Below are 18,441 nucleotides of genomic sequence, written 5' to 3' on the forward strand. Positions count from 1 at the left end.
AGAGCGCCCGGCCCCGCGGCCTTCTCGACCGGAGATAGGACACACCGCCCGTGACCCTGCTGGACAGCAAGCTCGTCCGCTGCTGGACGTCCCGTCCGCACCTGCAGTCCCTCTACACCCTCGCCGCGGCCGCCCCGCGGATGCGCGCCGCGCTCGGTCTCACGCCCACCGGCGGAGGCACGATCGGCTTCAAGGTGGACGGGGACGCGCTGGCCCGCACCGAGGCGGAACTGATCGCCGCGACGTCGGCGCGGCTGCCGGTGCACCCGCTGGTGACGCAGGACCTCCACGGGCGTTCGACGGTCCGGTGCTGGCGCCGCGACCGCGACCTGCGCGTGCTGACCGGCGACCTGGTCGACGTCGCGGACCGGCTGGCCCGGGCGGGCTACGGCGGCTGCCTGCGGTCGGCGACCGTCGAGTTCGCCGAGCCGGGCGGGCGCCGCGACCGCAAGCTCGCACTGGTCTACCTCTTCGACCGCGGCACGTTCCACCCCGCCGCGGCCGCCGGGTCCCCGCCCCTCGACCGCGCGCTCGAGCTGCGCGCCCGCGCCGCGCTGCACGGCGCGCTGCCGTTGGAACCGCACGCGGACCGCCGGTTCGTCGTCTGAAATTCCCGCGTTTGTCGAGGTCACACGCTTCTGCGAGGATGCTGCTCTCTTCCGAGCAAAGGAGATCGCCGTGGCTTCCGTTCTCAACCCGTACCTGAGCTTCCGCGCCGACGCGCGCCAGGCCATGGAGTTCTACAAGGACGTCTTCGGGGGCACCCTCCGCGTCAACACGTTCGGGGAATCCGGTTCACCCGAAGGGGCGGACGCGGAGAAGATCATGCACGCCCAGCTGGAGACCGACAACGGCTTCACGCTCATGGCGTCCGACACGCCCACCGGGGTGGACCACAACCCGGGCACGAACATCTCGGTGAGCCTCAGCGGTGACGACGCGGGCGACCTGCGCGGCTACTGGGACAAGCTGAGCGACGGCGGAACCGTGACGGTTCCGTTCGAAAAGCAGATGTGGGGCGACGAATTCGGCGCGTGCGTCGACAAGTTCGGCATCCCCTGGATGGTCAACGTCGTCCATCAGGCGTAACGGGGCGTTGCAGCCCGCGCCCGCGTCGGTGACGATGAGGGGGGAGAAGGAGGCCCGATGGCGGGTGCCCCCTGGATGTGCGCACAGTGCGGCGCCGTCAACGACCCCGCGGCCGGACGGTGCGGCACCTGCTCGAGCCTGGCCCCCGGCCGGGCTCGCGCGCGGGCGCTGTGGGTGCTGCTGACCCTGATGCTGGTCGCCGGGGTGGCGGTGGGCGGGGTCCTGCTGTTCGCCGGGCGCTCGACGCCCTCGCCGGACGCGTCCGGGCCGTTCCCGTCGTACACGACGCCCGCCTTGCCGACGACGAAGACCGTGGTCACGACCGCGAACGGCGTCACCCCGCCGGTGACGCCGTCCACGTCTCCGACGACGTCGGCCACGCCGGCGGGCAAGCCCTGCCCCGGGGACGCGGCGCGGTACCTGCCGGGCGGCCAGGGGACGGCGCTGCTGGTCGCGCAGACGGTGAAGTCGCTGATCACGATCTGCCAGGTGCCCGACGGCCGGATCTTCTACGACGGCCAGGCCCGCGGGCAGGCGGCCTCGGACAACACCCACATCGTGCTGCCCGCCCAGGCTTCGGGCGACGGTTTCGTCGCGAAGAACGGCGACTACACCTACAAGATCAATGACGGCAGGCTGGTCGTGTCGGCCGGCCCCGGCGTGCTCTCGGACGACGAGCTGACCACGGTCGGCTGAGCGCGTGCTCAGGATGTGGGAGCGCCGACGTCGCGTCGGCGATTTTGAGCATCCTGGCGGTGTGCCTTCTCCGCTCGACAACCCGACGTGGGCGTCGCTGTCCGGCCCGCACGCCCGTTTCGCGGAACGGCGTGGGCGCGTGGTGCGCTACCCCGAGGACGTCGCTCCCTTCCTCGGCCTTCCCGACGCTCCCGGGGAGCAGGATTGGCTCGACGTCGCCGAGCTGGCCGGGCCGGGAGCCGTCGTCGTGCTCGCCGCCCCCGCCGCGCGGCCGCCGTCGGGCTGGGAGGTGCTCGACGAGCTTCCCGGCGTCCAGCTCGTCGACGAGGGCGTCGCGGCCGCGCCGGACCCGGAAGCCGTGCGGCTGGGGCTCGCGGACGTGCCGGAGATGCTCGACCTCGTCGAGCGGACGAAGCCCGGGCCGTTCCGGAAGCGGACCGTCGAGCTCGGCACGTACCTCGGGATCCGGCGGGGCGGCGCGCTGGTCGCGATGGCCGGGGAGCGGTTGCACCCGCCGGGCTACACCGAGATCAGCGCGGTGTGCACGGACCCGGCCCACCGCGCGCAGGGCCTCGGGACGCGGCTCGTGCTCGCCGTGGCCGCGGGCATCCGGGAGCGCGGCGAGACGCCGGTGATGCACGCGGCCGCGAGCAACACCTCCGCGATCCGCCTCTACCTCTCCCTCGGGTTCGCCCTGCGGCGGCGGCCGGACTTCGTCGCCGTCCGCGTGCCCGGCTAGGCGCCGGTCGAGGAGCCCGGCCGCACGATCATCAGCACCGTCACGGCGGCCCAGAGCAGGTTGAACACGCCCGTGACCATGGCGAGCCGGGCCAGTCTGTCCGAAGTGGACTCTTCGGCCAGCAGCCGCTTCTGTCGCGGCAGCACCAGCAGCGCGAGCACCGCGGCCGCGACGGCGGTCAGCCCGATCGACGTGAGCAGCCACGGATCGCCCATGACGTGCATCGTGCCCGCGACGCCGAAGCCGAACACCGGCACCGCGATGGCGGCGTAGGCGTACACGCGGCAGATCCGGTGCAGCACCTTCGCGATCTTGAGATCGCCCTTCCGGACGGCGGCGGGGAACATGCTGGCCGCGATGGCGACCGGGCCGACGGCGAGGATCGCCGCCAGGACGTGGACCGAGAGCAGGAATTTCGACACGCGCCGAAGTTACCGATCTTCGCGTGGGCCCGGCAGTGGCTGGAATGCCAGGAACCACCGAGTTCCGGCCAACCTCTCCCGGCTGTCGAATCCGGCGGCCGCCCTTCGACGAACGGGTAGAGGAAGGGGACCACGATGACCACCACGACTTGCACCACCACCCGGATCCGCAGCCTGCCGGTCCTGCTCGCCACCGAGGACGACGCCGAGGACATGGGCCTGCTGACGCCGGACGACCGCCTGACCTGCCACGTGCACGGCCGGTGGATCCACCAGTGCGTCGCCTCGCCGACGCACGTCAGCCCGGTCACCCGGCACCGCTGGTGCCGCGGCTGCCGGTCCGAGCTGTGCGTCGCCGTCGACGAGCTGTCGCTGGCCGTTTCGATGACCTGCCCGCGCTGCGGGCGCGGCGGCAGCGCCGCCACCACCCGGCTGACCGCGGCCTGCCGCGCGAGCCTGGCCGCCGAGCGCGACGCCCGCCGCGCGGCCTAACGCGACACGGGTTCGGCGTCGAGCCCGAGCTCGTCCAGGCCCGCGTAGACGTCCGGTCGGCGGCTCCGCAGCCACACCGCGAGCGCGAACCCGCCGGCCACCGCCACGGCCAGCAGCCACGGCAGCAGCGCGATCGCCGGCGCGTCGGACCCGGCGAGGGTGGGGAAGTTGAGGAAGGCCAGCGTGGTCACGGCGATCAGGCCGAGCCCGCCGAGGCCGGGAGCCACCGCGGTGCGCCAGATCCGGGGGTCGCGCCGCCGGCGGAAGTACGCGACGACGGCGACTCCGGCCAGGGCCTGCAGGGCGATCACCCCGAGCGTCCCGATGCCGGTCATGCTGGCGGTGAGATCGGCGAGCGGATCCAGCCCGGCCAGCGCGTACCCCGCCGCGATCAGCGCCGCCACCCCGATCTGCGTCCCGCTGGCGACGTACGGCGCGCCGTTCGCCGCCTTCGTCCGGCCGAGGACCGCGGGCAGCACCCGGGCGCGGCCGAGCGCGAACAGGTAGCGCGTCGCGGAGTTGTGCAGCGCCAGCAGCGCCGCGAACAGGCTGACGACCAGCAGCAGCATCATCACGTCGGTGAGGAACGAGCCGAGGTAGGTGTGGCTGATCGAGAAGACGAGATCCCCGGTCGCGAGGTGGTCCTGGGCGGTCTTCCCGGCCTCGGCGACGCTCGTCGCGCTGACCACCGCCCACGTCGTGAAGGCCGCGAAGACGCCGATCAGCACGATCGCCGTGTAGGTCGCGCGGGAGATCGTCCGGTACGGGTCCCGGGCCTCTTCGCTGAACAACCCGGTGGCCTCGAAGCCGACGAACGCGTTGAAGGCGAACAGGAACGCGACCCCGACCGAGCCGGAGAAGACCACGCCGGGCGCGAAGGCGTGGACGTCCAGGCCGGTCCGGACGGCGACCGCGACGTCGAGGACGAGCAGGATCGACACCTCCAGGACCAGCGAGACGCCGAGCACCTTCGCGCTGACGTCGACCCCGCGCCGGGCGAGCGCGAACACCGCGGCGGCGGAGGCGAGGCTCCACAGCTGCCACGGCGTGTGCCACCCGAAGACCTGCTCGACGACGTTCGCGGTGAAGAACCCGCTCGTCCCGACCGCGCCGGCGACGAAGCAGTTGTAGCCCAGCAGCGCGATCAGCGCCGCGACCAGGCCGAGCGGGCGGCCCAGCCCCTTGGTGACGTAGACGTAGAACCCGCCGGCGCCGGTGACGACCTTGCTCATCTGCGCGTAGCCGACGCCGAAGAGCACGAGGATCACGGCGGCGAGCAGGAACGCGCCCGGCATGCCCCCGCCGTTCCCGAGCGCGATGCCCAGCGCCGCGATGACGACGATGCCGGTGAGCGGCGCGACGGCGGCCAGTACGAGGAAGACGACACCCGGCGTGCCCAGCGCATCCCGGCGCAGTGCGTCGGACATGGGATTCTCCTCCCGCGGTGGCTTGTCCGGGCATGGTGCGCCCCGGCCTTCGCCGCCGTCTTGGACCGCCGCGCAGAGCCGTTGACGGGCAGCGCTAGCTCGGCACCCACATGGTCACGCGGGTGCCGCGGCCCGGTTGGGAGTCCACCGTGCCGTGGCCGCCCACCTCGGCCAGGCGGGCCAAGATCGACTGGGTGATGCCGAAGCCAGGGGGCCGCTCGCGGACGTCGAAGCCCTCGCCCTGGTCGCGCGCCACGACCGCGATCCCGCCGTCGCGCTCCTCCACGCGCAGCACGACCTGTTTCGTCCCGGAGTGCTTCACCGTGTTGCGCAACGCTTCCCGCACCGCTTCGCACATCGCCGTGCGGCGGTCCTGGGACAGCTTGTCGTCGTCGGCGAAGTCCGCGGCGACCAGCTGGGTGCGCAGACCGTCGCGGGCCATCTCGGTCGCGACGTCGGCGAGCTCGACCGCGAACCCGCGCGTCGTCCCGTTCGGGACCGGCTCGGTGATCCGGCGGCGGATCTCGGCGGCCTCGGCCTTCGCCACCGAACGCACCTCGGACAGCCGGCTCACGGCGTGCGCGTCGTCGCCCGGGGTCGAGATGGCGAGCGCTTCCAACGTCTGCAGCACGCTGTCGTGCATGATGCGCCGCGTCCGGTGGCGCTCGGCCTCGCGCCCGCGCCGGATCCCGATGTCGACCGCGAACCGCGTGCCCGCGCCGAGCAGGATCAGGATGCCCGCGGCGAGCACGATCGCCACCCCCAGCGCGATCATGCAGCCGATCGAGCGCGTCACGGAGAGCTGGTCGGTCAGCGGCAGGCCACCGGCCAGCGTGAGGAGCGCCCGGAGCGGGAGGGCCGCCACCAGCAGCCACAGCGCCGAGGGCAGCCCGGACGTGCCCGCCCACATGGCGACCGCGCCGACCAGCCACGTCCACGACACGTCGACGGCGAACGGCTGCACCGATGCCGGGGCCGTGGCGGCGACGGCGAAGTTGAGCGCCACCCCGACGGCCAGGTCCAGGGCCAGGGCCCGGCCGGTGACGCGGGCCCGCAGGCCGCCCGAGCGCAGCACCCAGGCCATCGCGGCGGTGTTGGCCGCGACGGCGAACACGGTGGCCGCCAGCACCGGCCCGAGCCCGAGCCGGCCGTTGGCCGCGGTGAACCCGATGAACACCTTGACGAACGCCGCGATCCGGTAGGCCAGCGGCACGACGACCCAGTAGCGCGCGGCGCGGGCGAGCGTCGCGTCCCCGACGTCGGCGAGGTCGCCGTGCTCGTCCGGAGGCCCGGCCGGCTCCGCGGGGGTGCCGCTGCGCAGCAGGGTGCGTACGAGCGCGCGCGGCGGTGCGGCAGAGCCCGCCTCGGGCATCGGTGGTCCCCATTTCATCCGGCCGTCCGGGCGGTCTGAGCCTGGCAGCGCGGCGGGGGCGTCGTCAACCGCCCCCCGGGGTAGGGGTCAGTACGTGTGGAACAGCGTGTCTTCGCCGGTGTACTCTTCCCAGCCGGGCGACCCGGTGGCGGCGAAGCGGTACCAAGCGTCGTTCAGGTCGCGGGCCAGTTCCCGCGGCGGGTGCTCGCCCAGCAGCCCCCGCGGCCCGGACGCCGGCTTCAGCGCATCGAACACGAAGGGCAGCTCGAGCCCGTGGCACGCGCCCAGGCTGCCCTCGAGCAGCGGCGAACCCCACTCGAACTCATACCGGAAGGTCCGGCCGCCGTGGTGTTCGGCCAGGTCCCGGACGCCGTCGCGGAAGACCAGGTCGGTCAGGGCCGCGACGAGGACCTCGCCCGCCGAGCGGTCCGAGCCGAGGCCGTACCGGACGAGCACGCCGGCCGGATCGGGGTGCGACACCGCCAGCGACGCCACGGCCTGGTCGTCGGTGACCGCGTCGAGCGCGCCGGTGGGCACGAGGTAGAGCCGCATTTCCTCGCTGCAGCTGCCGACGACCAGGTCGACGTCGCGGCCCGCGCCCGCCCGGATCGCCTTGGCCGGGTGCTGCGGCAGGACGTCGTCGCCGACCACCGGGAGGAACGGGCTGAGCCCGTACCCGCGGTCGTAGCCGAGCGCGTCGCGCAGGTCGGGGGCACCACCGGGGCGCAGGACGGCGTCCTGCGCGTCGAGCAGCTGCTCGGTCGAGACCTTCCGGAACGCCTCGGCGGTCGGTTCGGCCTTCAGCTCGTCGGCGATCACCCGGGCGAGGCGGCGCGCCTGGACGCCGTCGCGCACCATGTCCGGGTGTCCACTCTGGACGATGGCCCGGTGGAAGAGCCCCTGCGACAGCGGGGAACCGAGGAGGCACGCGACGCTCACCGCGCCGGAGGCCGCGCCGAAGAACGTGACGTTGCCGGGGTCGCCGCCGAAGCCGGCGATGTTCTCCTGGACCCACCGCAGGGCCGCGAGCTGATCGCGCAGCCCGAGGTTCGTCGTCCCGCCGTCCAGCGGCAGGAAGCCGTCGACGCCGAGGCGGTATTGGACGGTCACGAGCACCGCGCCGGCGTGGGAGAACGACGTGCCGTCGTAGACCGGCGCCGACCCGGTGCCGCCGAGGAACGCGCCGCCGTGCACGAACACCAGCACGGGCAGGCCGGCCGCGCCGAGCTGCGGGGTCCAGACGTCGACCGTCAGGTACTCCGGTCCCGGCCGCCAGCCGCTGCCGGTGAGGGGGGAGAGGTCGAGCCCCGGCACGTCGTGGCGGCGTTGCGGCGCGGTCGGCCCGGGTCTGCTCGTGTCGCGGACGTCCTCCCACGGCGGGGCCGGGACGGGTTCGGCGAAGCGCAGGTCGCCCTCGGGAGCGGCGGCGTAGGGGATGCCGCGGAACAACGCGAAGCCGGCGGCGGTGACCTGACCGCGGACCGCGCCGGACGCGGTGGGGACGACGGGGTCGGTCATGCCGGGGGGTCCCTTCGAGGAAGATCGGGCGAGCGCCCGTCAGCCTAGGACCGGGGACCGGCCGCCGTCATGGGCGAACCGTCGCGGGAGTTGTCGCGAATGGATAACGGCGCCGGTCCGGTTCGGCCAGGTGGACCAACGCACCCGGGCGGGGCACTCGCGTGCCCCGCCCGGGGCGGTCAGTCTTCGAGCAGATCTTCGATGGTGATCGGGATGTGCCGGACCCGGATGCCGGTGGCGTTGTGCACGGCGTTGGCGACCGCCGCGGCCATGCCGACCGTGCCGATCTCGCCGAGCCCCCGCGCGCCGACCGCGTTGTGCAGGGTGTCCGGGTACTCGACGAACTGGACGTCGACCTCGGGGATGTCGGCGTTGACCGGGACCAGGTAGCTCGCGAAGTCGCCGTTCGCGAGCCGGCCGTTCGCCTCGATCTCCAGGCCCTCGTGCAGGGCCGCCGAGACGCCCCAGATCATGCCGCCCATGAGCTGGCTGCGGGCCGCCTTGTCGTTGATGATCCGGCCCGCGTCGAACACGCCGAGCATCCGCGACACCCGGGCCTCGCGCGTCCACTTGTGCACGCGGACCTCGCAGAACTGGGCGCCCCAGGAGGCGAAGGAGTGCTTGGTCAGCTCCTCCCCGGGCGCCGACGTGCCGGTCACCTCGAGCGATTCGCGTCCCACGGTCCGCAGCAGCTCGCCGAAGGTCATCGACTCGCCGTCGGCGAAGACGCGGCCATCGGCGTAGGTGACCTCCCGCCCGTCGAACGGCGCGCCGGGGTCGGCGGCGAGCGCGGTCAGCTCGTCGATCGCCTTGGTGGCGGCGAGCATGATCGCCGTGCCGGCGCTCGCCGTCGCCGTCGAGCCGCCGGACATGCCGCCCGGCGGGAGGGCCGAGTCGCCGAGGCGCGGGGTGATCCGGTCCGCCGGGATGTCCAGCGATTCGGCGCCCACCAGGGAGAGCACGGTCAGCAGGCCGGTGCCGGGGTCCGCGCCGCTCGTCGCGACGACGGCGGTGTCGTCCGCCCGCAGGGTGATGCCGACGGTGGCCGGGAACCGCAGGGCGGGGAACACCGCGGTGGCCACGCCCATGCCGACGAGCCAGTCGCCATCGGTGCGCGAGCCCGCCGGGCGGTGCGCCCAGCCGAAGCGGTCCGCGCCGATGCGGAAGCACTCGTCGAGGTGCTTGCTCGACCACTGCAGGTCGTGGCCGGGCGGGGCGGTCGAGTTGTTGCGGACGCGCAGCTCGATCGGGTCCATGCCCAGCTTCACGGCGAGCTCGTCGACCGCGCTCTCCAGCGCGAACGACCCGGGTGCCTCGCCGGGAGCCCGCATGAACGTCGTCGGCGGGACGTTCAGCGGCACGATCTTCTGGGAGATGGACAGGTTCTTCGTGGCGTACCACTCGCGCGAGGTGCCGTGCGACGTCGGTTCGACGAACGACCGGGCGGTGTCGGTGTGGCACCACGAGTCGTGGCGCAGGGCCACCAGGGTGCCGTCCGGCTCGGCGCCGAGCGCGAGCTTCTGCACCGTCGCGGCCCGGCCGGCGGTGGCGGTGAAGACCTGTTCGCGGGTGAGCGCGGCCTTCACCGGCCGGCCGAGGGCGCGGGCCGCGGCCGCGGCCAGGAACGCCGGCGTGGACGTCCGCCCCTTGCCGCCGAACGCGCCGCCGACGAACGGGTTGATCGCGTGGACGGCCTCCGGCGCCAGATCGAGGGCCGTGGCCACTTCCGCCGCCTGCATGTTCGACGCCTGGTTCCCGCTGTAGATGGTCAGCTCGCCGTCGTCCCACACCGCGACCGCGGAGTGCGGCTCCATCGCGGCGTGGTTTTGCGTCGCGGTCGTGTAGGTCGCCTCGACGACCACCGGGCTCGCGGCCAGGGCGGCATCGAAGGATTCGACACCGTCTTCGAGCACCTCGATTTCCGGCGGTGCGCCGTCCATGGCCGGGGGCGCGGGTTCGGCCGAGCCGAGGTGTTCGGCGAGCGAGGTCCGGGCGGGCCGCTCGCGGTAGGCGACCTCGACGAGGGTCGCGGCGTCCCGGGCCTGCTCGAACGTCTCCGCGACGACGAAGCCGATCGGCTGGCCGTAGTAGGTGACTTCCTTGTTCTGCAACGGAACCCACGTCTCGCCGAAGGGCGGCATGCTCGGGGTCTGCAGCGTCAGCGGGTCGAACGGCGTGTAGACCTCGAGCACGCCGGGTGCGCTCTTCGCCGCGGTGGCGTCCACGGCCTCGATCTCGCCGTGGGCGATCGTGCTGAGCACGACGTAGCCGTAGGCCATGCCGGGGAAGGTGTGGTCGGCGCCGTACTTGGCCCCGCCGGTGACCTTCAGCGGCGCGTCCAGCCGGGTGATCATCGGGAGCTCCCCTCGGTCAGTTCGAGCAGCGCGCGGACGATCGTCCGCTTGAGCAGCGACACCTTGAAACCGTTGTCGGACAACGGGCGCGCACCGTCGGTCGCCACGGCCGCGGCTTCTTCGAAGGTGGCCTGGGTCGCCGGGGCGCCGCGCAGGGCGTCCTCGACGGCGGGCAGGTGCCACGGCACCGTCCCGACGCCGCCGGCCGCGACGCGGGCGTCGGCGATCTTCCCGTCGCGCACGTCCAGCGCGACCGCGGCGGAGCACAACGCGAACTCGTAGGACTGCCGGTCGCGCACCTTGACGTAGGTGGAGTTCGTCGCCCAGTCCAGCCGCGGGACCAGCACCTCGGTGATCAGCTCGCCGGGGCGCAGGTCGTTCTCCAGCGCGGGGGTGTCGCCGGGCACCTGGTAGAAGTCGCGCAGGGCGACTTCGCGGGTGCCTTCGGCGTCCGCCAGCCGCAGGCGCGCGTCGAGCGCGACGAGGGCGACGGCGACGTCACTGGCGTGCGTGGCGACACACGAGTCGCTGGTGCCGAGGATCGCGTGCATCCGGTTGGCGCCTTCGAGCGCGGAGCAGCCGCTGCCGGGCTCGCGCTTGTTGCACGGCGTGGCGACGTCGCGGAAGTACGTGCAGCGCGTGCGCTGCAGCAGGTTCCCGCCGATGCTGGCCATGTTCCGGATCTGCTGGGACGCGCTCAGCAGCAGGGCGCGCGAGATCGCCGGGTACACCTGCGGGTGCGCGGCGATGGCGCTCATCCGCTCCAGCGCGCCGAAGCGCAGGCCGTCGCTCGTGTCGATGCCGCGCAGCGGCACCTGGTTGATGTCCAGGACGTGCTGCGGAGTGAGGACGTCGAGCTTCATGAGGTCGACCAGCGTCGTCCCGCCGGCGAGGAACGTGCCGGACGAGGCGAGGGCGTCTTCGACGGTGGTGGGGGCGGTCAGCTCAAAGGGACGCATCGGCCCGCCTCGCCTGGTCGACGGCCTTGACGATGTTCGGGTAGGCCGCGCACCGGCAGAGGTTGCCGGACATGAACTCCCGCACGTCTTCGACGTCCTGCTCGACGGCGGCGACCGCCGACATGATCTGCCCGGCGGTGCAGAACCCGCACTGCAGGGCGTCCTGGTCGACGAACGCCTGCTGCACCGGGTGCAGGTTGTCCTCTGTGGACAGTCCTTCGACGGTGGTCACCGGCTGCCGGACGGTGGCGGCCAGGGTGAGGCACGAAAGCACGGGCCGGCCGCCGACGTGCACGGTGCAGGCGCCGCACTGCCCGCGGTCGCAGCCCTTCTTCGGACCGGTGACGTCGAGGCGCTCGCGCAGCGCGTCGAGGAGGGTCACACCGGGATCGACTTCCAGGTGTTCGGTACTGCCGTTGACTTCGAGTGAGATGTCCACTGGTCTCTTTCCGCAGCTCGTCCGGGTGGGTACCTGACGGTGGTGGTGGCGGCGAACGGGGAGCGGATACTCATCCGCTTCACCCGATCGCGAGGCTAGCGGATTACAATCCGGTTCGCAACGAGCCGATCATGCTGGAGTCGCTCCAGGCCTGGGTTAGATTCGGCGGAACGGCACGAGGAGCGGGAGGACGATGACGACGGGATCGGTCAGTCCCCGGCGCGCGGACACCCGGCGCAACCACGAACGCATCCTCGTCGTCGCCGCGGAGTCGCTTTCCAAGACGGGCGAAGTCTCGTTCAACGCGATCGCGAAGCAGGCCGAGGTCGGCGTCGGCACGGTGTACCGGCACTTCCCGACGCCGGAGGCGCTGATCCTGGCGGTGTACCAGCGCGAGGTGCGGCACATCGTCGACATCGTGCCGGTGCTGCTGGACGAGCACCCCGCGGACGAGGCGTTCCGGGTATGGGTGACCGACCACCTGGCGCACTACATGATGACCAAGAAGGGCCTGGCCGACGCATTGCGCCGCGCGACGGCGTCCCGCGGCGAGCTGCCGGCGAGCGCGTACGAGGCGATGGTCGGCGCGGTGTCGACGTTGCTGAAGGCCAACGAGGCGGCCGGGACCGTGCGGCCCGGCCTCGACCCGCTCGTGGTGCTGCGCGGCCTGGCCGGATTGCTGCTGCTCGACCCGAACGGTGACTGGCGCGGCGACGCGGCGGGCCTCGCCCATCTGCTCTGGCACGGGATGGCGTCCTAGGCGTCTTTCTCCAGCCGGACGGTCACCGTGACGCGGCCCTTGGCGTCGCGGTGCGCTGTCGCGTGGCCGGTGCGTTCGGTGTCGTCGAGCTCGAGAGACAGTGGGGCGCCCTCGCCGGTGAAGTTGCGCCACCAGTTCTTCGCGTCGGGGAGCCGGACGCCGATGGTGACGACGTCGCCCGCGCGCCGGTACCCGACGGGGGTGCTGACCGTGCGGCCCGACCGGCGTCCCGTGTAGGTGACCTGGGTGAGGTGACGGCGGACCAGCCGTCCCCAGCGCGGCGATGTCCGGAGCGTGCCGACGCAGGTGTTGACGCGGTCGACGGCGTTCTTCGGGAGCGGGCCTCGATACCCCACGGTGGCCTCCTTCGTCGGTGCCGCCACCCACCGTACCGGAAACCGGAGATGGGTGTTCCGGTTAACTGGACGTAGGGAAGGTGAACTCCGCCGAGGCGCTCGTGTGCGGCCAGCGGGTCGTGACCACCTTCGCGCGCGTGTAGAAGCGGACGCCCGCCGGACCGTGGATGGGGCTGTCGCCGATGAGGGAGTCCTTCCAGCCACCGAAGGAGTAGTAGGACATCGGGACCGGGACCGGCACGTTGACGCCGATCATGCCGACCTTGACCTCGCGCTGGAACTTGCGCGCCGCCTCGCCGCCGGCGGTGAAGATCGCCGTGCCGTTGCCGTAGGGGTTGGCGTTGATGATCGCGATCGCCTCGTCCACGGTCTCCGCGCGCACGACCGCCAATACCGGCCCGAAGATCTCCTCCTGGTAGGCCCGCATGTCGGTGGTGACGTGGTCCAGCAGGGACGGGCCGACGAAGAAGCCTTCCTCGTGGCCGTCGACCGTCAGGCCACGCCCGTCGACCACCACCGAAGCACCCTGTTCGGCGCCCCCGGCGACGGCGGCGACCACCCGTGCGCGGGCGGCCTCGGTGACGACGGGACCCATGTCGCTGGCCGGGTCCGAGCCGGGCCCGACCCGCACTGCGCGGGCCTTGCGCTCGAGGATCTCGACCAGCTTGTCGCCGGCCGCTCCGACGGCCACGCCGACCGAGATCGCCATGCACCGCTGCCCGGCCGAGCCGAACGCGGCGGCGGTCAGGTGGTTCGCGGCGTACTCCAGGTCGGCGTCGGGCAGGACGACCGCGTGGTTCTTGGCCCCGCCGAGAGCCTGGACGCGCTTGCCGGCCGCCGTTGCGCGCTCGTGCACGTACTTGGCGATCGGCGTCGAGCCGACGAACGACACCGCCGCGATGTCCGGGTGGTCCAGGATCGCGTCGACCGCGACCTTGTCGCCGTGGACGACGTTGAACACGCCTTCGGGCAACCCGGCTTCGGCGTAGAGCCGCGCGACGAAGTTCGACGCCGACGGGTCGCGCTCGCTGGGTTTGAGGACGAACGTGTTGCCGGTGGCGATGGCGACCGGGTGCATCCACAGCGGGACCATGATCGGGAAGTTGAACGGCGTGATCCCGGCGACCACCCCGAGCGGCTGCCGGAAGTCGTGCACGTCGACGTCGCGCGAGACCTGGTCGGAGAAGCTGCCCTTGAGCGCGTCGGCGATGCCGCAGGCGTACTCGACGACCTCGCGGCCGCGCACGATCTCGCCGCGGGCGTCGTCGACGACCTTGCCGTGCTCGCTCGAGATGATGCGCGCGAGCTCGTCCTCGTGCTTCACCAGCAGCTCGCGGAAGGCGAACAGCACCTTGATCCGCTGGGACAGCGAGGAGTCGCCCCACGACTCGAAGGCCTTGCCCGCGGCCGCGACCGCGCTGTCCACATCGGACGGCTCGGCGAGCAGGACCTGTGCCTGCCGTTGTCCGGTGGCGGGGTCGTGGACCGGCGCCGTGCGGGTCGAGCCCGCGGATGTGGTGGTGCCGTTGATCCAATGTTCGATGGTGTGCACGGTGCTCCTCCAGGTAGCGGTGCCGGCCGCCCTCGCGATGCCGGTTTTCACAACAGCCCCACCGCGGTGTCGACGGCCTTGGCGACGTCCCCGTCGTGCGGGTAGAGCAGTGACCGCCCCACGACCAGGCCCTGCACGGTCGGCTGGGTGAGTGCTCGCTGCCACGCGGCGAAGGCCGCGTCCGGGTCTTTGACCTCGCCGCCGAGCAGGACGGCCGGCAGGGTCGACGACGCGAGCACGCGCTCCATGTCGTCCACCACCGGCAGCTTGAGCCAGGTGTAGGCCGACGAGCGGCCGAGCCCGGCGGCGATCGTGATCGACTTGATGACGGCGTCGGGGGAGAGGTCGTTCTTGACGCGCCCCTCGACCCAGGCCGACAGGAACGGCTCGACCATGGCGATCAGCTTGCGGTCCGCCAGGTCGTTGACGGCCTTCGCTGTGTTCTCGAGGACGCTCGGCGTGACCGGGTCGTCGAGGCAGATCCGGGTGAGCGTCTTGCCGCCGTCGAACCGCATCCGCTCGATCGCTTCGGCGTCGTAGCAGGCGAAGCGGTCGTCGATCTCGAAACTCGACCCGGCCAGCCCGGTGCGGTTCATCGACCCGATCACGGTCTTGCCGTCCAGCACGCCGAGCAGCAGCAGGTCGTCGATGACGTCCGCGGTCGCCAGCACGCCGGTCACCCCGGGCCGTTCCAGGGCGAGGCACAGCCGCTCGAGCAGCTCGCCGCGGTGGGCCATCGCGGTGGGGTTGCCGCCGACCGCGTTGGCGCCGCGGGCGGGGTGGTCCGCGGCGATGATCATCGTGCGGCCCTTGTCGTTGAAGGGCGACTTGGCCCGCACCCGGTTCGCGGCCGCCTCGGCGATCGCTTCCGGGTCGTGCACCCGTTTCGCGACGAGGCGCCGCAGCAGGTCGGTCACAGTTGCCTCCCGGCAGACGTCGGCTGGTCCGAAATCGAGATTGCCCGCGCCCGGAGACTTTGTCAAGACATACGGACATCAGGTCATCCCTACTGATGACGAGTTGGCGGTAGGCTTCCGGCGATGAGCACCCCGCCGCCGTCGTCCCGCGTGGACGTCACGCACCCGGCCTGGGACCCCGGCCGGGAGATCGTGCTGGACCCCGGCAGCCCGGAACCCCTGTACTTCCAGGTCTCCCGGCAGCTGCACGCCGCGATCGAGGACGGCCGCCTCCCCGCGGGCGCCCGCCTCGGCAACGAGGTCGACTTGGCGGCCAGCCTGCGGCTGTCGCGCCCGACGATCCGCCAGGCGATCCAGGCGCTGGTCAACCGGGGACTGCTGGTGCGGCGGCGCGGCGTCGGCACCCAGGTCGTCCGGACGAAGGTGGCGCGGCCGCTGCGGCTGAGCAGCCTGTTCGACGACCTCACCGGCCTCGGCGGCAAGCCGGAGTCGGTGGTGCTGGCCAACAGCGTCGAAGAAGCCGACGCCGAGGTCGCCGAGCTGCTGGAAGCCCCGGGCCTGACGCACGTCCGGCGGCTCGAGCGCCTCCGTTCGACCGACGGCGAACCGCTGGCCTTGATGAACAACTACCTGCCCGGCGGCGTCATCGACCCGACGGACGAGGAACTGCGCGACAAGGGCCTCTACCAGCTGCTGCGCTCGGCGGGGGTCCGCCTGCACGCGGCGGAGCAGAACATCGGCGCTCGCCTGGCGACCGAAGAGGACGCGAAGCTGCTGGACGAGAAGCCGGGGGCGGCGCTGCTGACCATGCAGCGCACGACGTACGACGACACGGGCCGCGTGGTCGAGTACGGCTGGCACGTCTACCGCGCGTCCCGCTACACGTTCAACCTCTCGCTGACCAACGGCCCCCAGTAGGCACAATGGTGGTGGCGTCCTCGCCGTCCATGACCTGAAGCCCGCCCTGGCGTGCCGCCGGAGCAGCGCAGCCGACGCGGCATCCCGATCACGTAAGGTGCGATCGTGGCGAGGGGATGGCGGTGACGGGATCGGGCAAGCCCCGGCTGCGCTCGGCCGTTCTCGCGGCGGCGTGGCACCGGATCCCCGGCGTCGAGGTCTTGTCGGCCGGGGACGGCGGCCCGCTGACCCGCACCGTCAAGAAGATCATCGACCCGCTCGTGGTCCGCACCGCGGCGCGGCCGAAACTGGGCCGGCCACTGCTGGAACCCGCCGCGGCGGCCGAGATCACCGAGCTGCTCCTCGCCGACGCGCCGCGGCTGCGGGCGACCGCCGCGTGGTTCGTGCACCTGAAGCGGCAGCGCCGGGCCCTGCGCATCACCGCGGGCGACGTCCAGGACGTCTGCTTCCCCTTGGCGTACGAGCTGGCGACGGGATTCGGCCCGCCGGGACCGGAAGCACCGGAGACCGCCGCGTCGGCGTTGCGCGAGCTGCACGGCGAAGGCGCTGAAGGCGGCGTCGCGCAGCTGACCGCGTACCTCGCCGATCCCCGGGCGGCCGCGGACCTGACCGCCGGGCTTCGCCGCCGCTGGCACGCCGACGCCGGTCTCGCGCCGGACGACGCCGTGGCGTTGCTCGGCGAGTTCGTCGACACCCTCACCGACGCCGCGTGGCGAGCCGGTTGCGCCGCGGGACACGCCCTCGGCGTCGCGCTGCGTCAGCCCGGGGGAGCCGAGACGCTCGCGCGGGCCGCCGAGGCCGTGTCCGGCTCGCCGGCGCCGGATCTCGGGCTGCAGCGCGGGGATCGCACGGCTGTCCCGCCGCTGCGCCGGCAGGACGAAGCCGGCCCCGAACTCCTCGAGCGCAGCGTCGAACGGCGAGTGCGCGCGACCCTGCGGCGGCTTCCCGTGGATGACCGCGGTTCCGTCGCCGACCTCGTCGACGACGAAGCCCGCCGGGTCGTGGCCGGGTTCGGGCTCGGCCTGCCCGCCCTGGCCACGTGCTTTGCCCTCGGCGTCGTCCTCGCGCCCGCCCTCCGGCCGCTCGACGGCGGCGCGCCCGGGTCCGCACCCGCGTTCGCCCGGCAGCTCAACGCCCAGGTCGCGCGGGAGGGGTACGTGCTCCACGCGCGCCGGGCGCTGGCCGGCACCACACCGCTCACGCCGCGCCCGGACGCCGAGCTCGTGCGCGAGCTGCGCGAATTCGCCAAGCAGTTCCTCGGCCGGCTCTGGATCCGCCTGCACGGTTTCGACGTACGCGGAGATCTCCCGGCGGACGCCGAGGACGTCCGAGACCTCGTCACCGGCGTCGTCCGCTCGACCTCGCTGGACCTGCGGACGAAGGTGCGCCGCGCGCTCGTGGCCCGCCTGCCGGACCTGGAGGCCGTCTCGTGACGCACCCGGTGCACACCCCTGTCGTCGCGGCGGACGGCGGTCTCGTCCGCTTCGCCCTCGCCGACCTGCTCGCCGGCGTGCCCGCCTCGATGCGCGTCGAACTCACCGACGCGGCGGCCGCCGAACCGTGGCTGACCCGGCTCGTCGGGGAAGAACACGCCCTGGAGGCCCTAGCGTCCGGGCACGTCGACGTCCCCGCCCGGCCCGGACTGGCCACGCTCGCGCTGCTGCTGTGGGCCCGCCGGTGGTGGCCCGCGAGCGTGGTGCTCGGGATTCCGTCCCTGGACCCGGCGCTGCTCGACCTCGAAGCCGCGGTCGCCACCGCGGCAGTGGCCGAAGGCATGCTCGACGGCTTCGAAGCCACACCCGGAGAACTGTTCGACGCGGCCGTCGGAGGGCTCGCCGCGACGCCCGTCGCCGATGAAGTTCGCGGCCTGTGCACCAGGTTGTCGGCCTGGTTCGACGACCAGGACGACGTCGTGCGCGCCGAAGCCGCGGCCCGGCTGGCGGCCGCCGTGACGCCGGGGCAGCGCGCGTACGCACTGGCCGCGGGCGCAGGTTCGGGCGAGGCCGGGGAAGGCGTCGTCGCCGAGGGGCGGACGAGCGTCGATTGGGCGCGGGTGCCGCCGGGCGTCCTCGACGCCGCGGAGAACACCGTGACCTGGCGGGTCGTCGCGGCCCCGACGGCCACCCGGCTCGAAGTGGAGGTCACCGGGGCGTTCGCCGACGCTGCGCTGTCCGCGTTCGCGACCCGTGACGGTGAGGTGGTCACGGAAGTCCCCTTGCGCCTGGGAGTCGGGCGGTTCGCCGGTGCCGTCGACCTGGCCGGCCCGCATTCCGTCCACTTCGGACTGATCGTCGGCGTGACGGCCGAGGACCTGGGTGGCACGACGGCGGAGGACCGGGCCGAGGTGGTGTCGCTCGTGCGGGCGCGCGAGGCGTTGCCGCCGGAGGCCCGGACGCTGGCCGAGCGCGCGGCCACCGGCGGGGAGTTCTGA

At 72.9% G+C, this 18,441-nt stretch carries 19 protein-coding genes; 9 read left to right on the forward strand and 10 right to left on the reverse strand.

What is annotated here, in order from left to right; translation table 11 throughout:
* The first annotated feature begins 50 nt into the window (after positions 1 to 50).
* The 4 genes from AB0N03_RS19280 (at position 51) to AB0N03_RS19295 (ending at position 2,524) form a co-directional block, all read left to right on the forward strand.
* Positions 51 to 608: a hypothetical protein gene (locus AB0N03_RS19280; protein ID WP_364373126.1), complete on the forward strand. Its 558-nt coding sequence runs from the start codon at positions 51 to 53 to the stop codon at positions 606 to 608.
* 70 nt (positions 609 to 678) lie between these two features.
* Positions 679 to 1,089 carry a VOC family protein gene (locus tag AB0N03_RS19285; RefSeq protein WP_364373129.1) on the forward strand — a complete coding sequence of 137 codons (411 nt, stop codon included), beginning with the start codon at positions 679 to 681 and terminating at the stop codon, positions 1,087 to 1,089.
* 57 nt (positions 1,090 to 1,146) lie between these two features.
* A complete protein-coding gene (locus AB0N03_RS19290; RefSeq protein ID WP_364373132.1) occupies positions 1,147 to 1,785 on the forward strand; it encodes a hypothetical protein in 639 nt (212 codons plus the stop codon).
* Between the two features lie 61 nt (positions 1,786 to 1,846).
* Complete coding sequence (locus AB0N03_RS19295; RefSeq protein WP_364373135.1) at positions 1,847 to 2,524, forward strand: GNAT family N-acetyltransferase; 678 nt, start codon at positions 1,847 to 1,849, stop codon at positions 2,522 to 2,524.
* On the opposite strand, the gene AB0N03_RS19300 is transcribed toward AB0N03_RS19295, so the two are convergent.
* Entirely contained in the window at positions 2,521 to 2,946 is a 426-nt protein-coding gene (locus tag AB0N03_RS19300) for a DUF2269 family protein (RefSeq protein WP_364373138.1), read from the reverse strand. The genes AB0N03_RS19295 and AB0N03_RS19300 overlap by 4 nt on opposite strands.
* A gap of 135 nt (positions 2,947 to 3,081) precedes the next feature.
* On the opposite strand from AB0N03_RS19300, the gene AB0N03_RS19305 reads away from it, so the two are divergent.
* On the forward strand, positions 3,082 to 3,438 hold the full coding sequence (locus tag AB0N03_RS19305; RefSeq protein WP_364373141.1) for a hypothetical protein: 357 nt from the start codon (positions 3,082 to 3,084) through the stop codon (positions 3,436 to 3,438).
* Here the strand turns inward: AB0N03_RS19305 and AB0N03_RS19310 are convergent.
* From AB0N03_RS19310 to AB0N03_RS19335, 6 genes are all read right to left on the reverse strand, one after another.
* A complete protein-coding gene (locus AB0N03_RS19310) occupies positions 3,435 to 4,865 on the reverse strand; it encodes an APC family permease (protein ID WP_364373144.1) in 1,431 nt (476 codons plus the stop codon). The genes AB0N03_RS19305 and AB0N03_RS19310 overlap by 4 nt on opposite strands.
* Before the next feature lie 94 nt (positions 4,866 to 4,959).
* Complete coding sequence (locus tag AB0N03_RS19315) at positions 4,960 to 6,237, reverse strand: ATP-binding protein (RefSeq protein WP_364373147.1); 1,278 nt, start codon at positions 6,235 to 6,237, stop codon at positions 4,960 to 4,962.
* 87 nt (positions 6,238 to 6,324) lie between these two features.
* Entirely contained in the window at positions 6,325 to 7,755 is a 1,431-nt protein-coding gene (locus AB0N03_RS19320) for a carboxylesterase family protein (RefSeq protein ID WP_364373150.1), read from the reverse strand.
* Between the two features lie 179 nt (positions 7,756 to 7,934).
* Positions 7,935 to 10,109, reverse strand: a complete 2,175-nt coding sequence (locus AB0N03_RS19325; RefSeq protein WP_364373153.1) for a xanthine dehydrogenase family protein molybdopterin-binding subunit — start codon at positions 10,107 to 10,109, stop codon at positions 7,935 to 7,937.
* Positions 10,106 to 11,068 carry a xanthine dehydrogenase family protein subunit M gene (locus AB0N03_RS19330; RefSeq protein WP_364373156.1) on the reverse strand — a complete coding sequence of 321 codons (963 nt, stop codon included), beginning with the start codon at positions 11,066 to 11,068 and terminating at the stop codon, positions 10,106 to 10,108. Before AB0N03_RS19330 ends, AB0N03_RS19325 begins: the two co-directional genes overlap by 4 nt.
* Positions 11,055 to 11,507, reverse strand: a complete 453-nt coding sequence (locus AB0N03_RS19335) for a (2Fe-2S)-binding protein (RefSeq protein WP_364373159.1) — start codon at positions 11,505 to 11,507, stop codon at positions 11,055 to 11,057. Before AB0N03_RS19335 ends, AB0N03_RS19330 begins: the two co-directional genes overlap by 14 nt.
* A gap of 193 nt (positions 11,508 to 11,700) precedes the next feature.
* Here AB0N03_RS19335 and AB0N03_RS19340 point away from each other — a divergent pair, with 193 nt between their 5' ends.
* On the forward strand, positions 11,701 to 12,267 hold the full coding sequence (locus tag AB0N03_RS19340) for a TetR/AcrR family transcriptional regulator (RefSeq protein ID WP_364373162.1): 567 nt from the start codon (positions 11,701 to 11,703) through the stop codon (positions 12,265 to 12,267).
* Here the strand turns inward: AB0N03_RS19340 and AB0N03_RS19345 are convergent.
* From AB0N03_RS19345 to AB0N03_RS19355, 3 genes are all read right to left on the reverse strand, one after another.
* Entirely contained in the window at positions 12,264 to 12,623 is a 360-nt protein-coding gene (locus AB0N03_RS19345; RefSeq protein ID WP_364373165.1) for a hypothetical protein, read from the reverse strand. The genes AB0N03_RS19340 and AB0N03_RS19345 overlap by 4 nt on opposite strands.
* Positions 12,624 to 12,684: 61 nt before the next feature.
* Positions 12,685 to 14,175 carry a CoA-acylating methylmalonate-semialdehyde dehydrogenase gene (locus tag AB0N03_RS19350; protein WP_364373168.1) on the reverse strand — a complete coding sequence of 497 codons (1,491 nt, stop codon included), beginning with the start codon at positions 14,173 to 14,175 and terminating at the stop codon, positions 12,685 to 12,687.
* 47 nt (positions 14,176 to 14,222) lie between these two features.
* Entirely contained in the window at positions 14,223 to 15,092 is an 870-nt protein-coding gene (locus AB0N03_RS19355; RefSeq protein WP_364373171.1) for an aldolase, read from the reverse strand.
* Between the two features lie 123 nt (positions 15,093 to 15,215).
* Between AB0N03_RS19355 and AB0N03_RS19360 the strand changes: the two genes are divergently transcribed.
* The 3 genes from AB0N03_RS19360 to AB0N03_RS19370 all read left to right on the forward strand — a co-directional run bounded on the left by AB0N03_RS19360 (position 15,216) and on the right by AB0N03_RS19370 (position 18,441).
* Positions 15,216 to 16,010: a GntR family transcriptional regulator gene (locus AB0N03_RS19360; protein ID WP_364373174.1), complete on the forward strand. Its 795-nt coding sequence runs from the start codon at positions 15,216 to 15,218 to the stop codon at positions 16,008 to 16,010.
* Positions 16,011 to 16,126: 116 nt separating this feature from the next.
* Positions 16,127 to 17,443 (forward strand): hypothetical protein, encoded by a 1,317-nt coding sequence (locus AB0N03_RS19365; RefSeq protein WP_364373177.1) that lies wholly within the window; start codon positions 16,127 to 16,129, stop codon positions 17,441 to 17,443.
* Entirely contained in the window at positions 17,440 to 18,441 is a 1,002-nt protein-coding gene (locus AB0N03_RS19370) for a hypothetical protein (RefSeq protein ID WP_364373179.1), read from the forward strand. The genes AB0N03_RS19365 and AB0N03_RS19370 overlap by 4 nt, the downstream gene beginning before the upstream one ends.

Source organism: Amycolatopsis sp. NPDC051061 (assembly GCF_040682935.1).
Classification (GTDB): Bacteria; Actinomycetota; Actinomycetes; order Mycobacteriales; family Pseudonocardiaceae; genus Amycolatopsis.